Genomic DNA, 2,728 nt, shown 5'->3' with positions numbered 1-2,728 from the left:
CGGCGCCTTCCGCCCTGCCCTCCGCCACGACGGCACCGACGTCCGCGTTCTCACGGCCTGCGCCGCCGCGGGCCACGGCCTGACGCTGCTGCCCCGCTCGGCGGCCACCGGGGTACCGGGCACGGTCGCTGTCCCGCTCACCGAACCGCGTGTCGTGCACCGTACGGAACTCGTGTACCGGGGTGCGCCGCGAAGGGCGACGGCCCGGTTGGCGGGGCGGCTGGTCGAATGGGAACGGCAACGGGAGTGCGGCACCACGCGCGGCCGGCCTCCCTCTCCTGACCGTCGGTCAGTCTCACTCGTTCGTGGCACGTCGGGCGCCGGTGCGCCGGGTAGAGCATCTGCCGGAGGCGATCCATGGAACAGACTGCGTTGCGTCCCAAGCCGATGCCCGGCCAGGAGCCCGGCGACGGCACCAAGCCCGGCACCACCCGACGTCCGCACGCCGCGCGGCGCCGCGGCCGACGGCTCATCACCCTGCTGTTCAGCGTGTTCGTCGGGACCGTCCTGGTGCTCTCGGGGGTCGGACTCGGCACGGTCGGCGCCACGGTGATCGGCATGAGCAAACTCGCCGACATGCAGCGCCAGGCGGCCCGGCAACCGGCGCGGACGACCACCCCGGCCGACCGGCCTTCCGCGGTGACTCCCACGCCCACGCACACATCCGCACCCTCCGCCACCGCGACGCTCGGCGTGGAGGCCGTGGACGCCGAGCAGACCGGTGCCTTGATCGTCGGCGTCCACCTGCCCGGCCCCGGGTACACGGCGGGCCTGATCCGCGGCGACGTACTGCTCACGTTCGGCGGTGCCCGGATCGACTCCGCGGCCGACCTCGCGCACGCCGTCGCCCGCGCCCACCCGGGGAAGGAGATCACCGTCACGGTGCGCCACCGCAGCGGCGGCTTCCAGCAGTTCACCGTGGTCCCCGGCTTCGTCGTCTGACGCGCGCGTGAGCCGGGAGCGTACGAGCCGGAGGCGCACCGTTCCCGTCCATCGGCTCGCGTGGGCCTCCGGGTGCGGGCAGGATGCTGCCCGTAGCCACCTTTCGCCCGTTCTCGGAGGCCTGAATGACCGGTAGCACTCCCGCGCCCTTCACCGCCGCCGACTACCGGGCCCGCATGGACCGCGCTGCACGGGCCGCCGCCGACGCCGGTCTCGCGGGGCTGCTCATCGCTCCGGGACCGGACCTGGTGTGGCTCACCGGCTACGCGCCCACCGCGATCACCGAACGGCTCACCGTCCTCGTCCTGGCCCCCGGACGCTCCCCGGTCCTCGTCGTCCCCACCCTGGAGGCCCCCGACGCGGCCAAGGCCCCCGGAGCCGACGCCCTCACCCTGCGCGACTGGACCGACGGCAAGGACCCCTACGCGGCCACCGCCGCCCTGCTCGACGCGACGGGCCGCTTCGGCATCAGCGACAACGCCTGGGCGATGCATCTGCTGGCACTCCAGAAGACGCTGCCCGACACCACCTACGCCTCCCTCACCGACGCGCTGCCGATGCTGCGCGCCGTGAAGGACGCGGCGGAACTGCGGCTCATGGCAGCCGCCGGGGCGGCTGCGGACGCAACGTACGAGGAGATCCGGAAGGTTCCCTTCGCCGGCCGCCGCGAGTCCGACGTCGGCGCCGATCTGGCCGATCTGCTACGGCAGTTCGGGCACTCCCAGGTCGACTTCACCATCGTCGCCTCGGGCCCCAACGGAGCCAACCCGCACCACGAGGTCGGCGACCGTGTCATCCAGCAGGGGGACATGATCGTCCTCGACTTCGGCGGCCTCAAGGACGGCTACGGCTCCGACACCTCGCGCACGGTCCACGTCGGCGAACCCGACGACGAGGAACGGCGCGTCCACGACCTCGTCCGCGAGGCCCAGGAGGCCGGTTTCCGCGCGGTGCGCCCCGGAGTCGCCTGCCAGGAGGTCGACCGGGCCGCCCGCGCGGTCATCGACGACGCCGGGTACGGCCCCTACTTCATCCACCGCACCGGCCACGGCATCGGCGTCACCACGCACGAGCCGCCGTACATGATCGAGGGCGAGGAACAGCCCCTCGTGCCCGGGATGTGCTTCTCCGTGGAGCCCGGCATCTATCTGCCGGGCCGCTTCGGGGTACGCATCGAGGACATCGTCACGGTGACCGAGGACGGCGGTCGACGGCTCAACAACACGGCCCGCGAGATGGCCCTGGTGGACTGACGACGACCAGGAGCCCCGACACCCCGAACGGCGACGGCGCGACCATGACCCAGGCACCGACACCCACCGCGGACACCGTCCGACAACTGGTCCGTTCCCTGCTCAAGGACGGTGCGGCCGACAGCACCGGACCCGAGGTCCGGCCCGTCACCGAGGGCGGCGAGCACTCCACAGGGGAGGGCGGCGACCACTCCACGTGGTGGGTCGGCACCCGCCATGTACTGCGCCTCGCCCCCGACCGTGAGGCCACCCTGCGGCAACGCCGCGAACTGCGCCTGCGCGACCTCGTACGGCCGTACCTTCCCGTCGCCGTTCCGACGAGCGTGGCGCACGGCGAGTGGGCGCCGGGGCTCAGCTACACGCTGGACACCAAGGTGCCCGGCCGGTCCGGTGAGGACCAGGACGTCTCCGCGGTCGGTGAGGCCGATCTCGCCGGGCTGCTCACCGGGCTGCGCGAGGTGCCCGTCCGGCAGGCCGAGGCGCTCGGCGTCCCGCGCACCGCCCCGCGCTCCCTGGAGGCACTGCGCCGCGCC

3 protein-coding genes and 1 pseudogene are annotated in these 2,728 nt (G+C 73.5%); all 4 read left to right on the top strand.

Going from position 1 to position 2,728, the window contains the following annotated elements:
* Nucleotides 1–223 (top strand): annotated as a pseudogene (locus R6V09_RS50355) (LysR family transcriptional regulator); the annotation flags it as partial.
* 134 nt (nucleotides 224–357) lie between these two features.
* Entirely contained in the window at nucleotides 358–942 is a 585-nt protein-coding gene (locus tag R6V09_RS50350) for a PDZ domain-containing protein (RefSeq protein ID WP_317888125.1), read from the top strand.
* Between the two features lie 125 nt (nucleotides 943–1,067).
* Nucleotides 1,068–2,195: an aminopeptidase P family protein gene (locus tag R6V09_RS50345; protein WP_317888124.1), complete on the top strand. Its 1,128-nt coding sequence runs from the start codon at nucleotides 1,068–1,070 to the stop codon at nucleotides 2,193–2,195.
* Nucleotides 2,196–2,239: 44 nt separating this feature from the next.
* Nucleotides 2,240–2,728, top strand: a 489-nt coding sequence (locus R6V09_RS50340; RefSeq protein WP_327097983.1) for a phosphotransferase, incomplete at its 3' end; no start/stop codon positions are given.

Origin of the sequence: Streptomyces sp. W16 (assembly GCF_033194735.1) — a bacterium.
Lineage (GTDB): Bacteria > Actinomycetota > Actinomycetes > Streptomycetales > Streptomycetaceae > Streptomyces.
The sequence above is the reverse complement of the archived record's forward strand: the minus strand, read 5'-3'. Positions and strand labels throughout refer to the sequence as shown.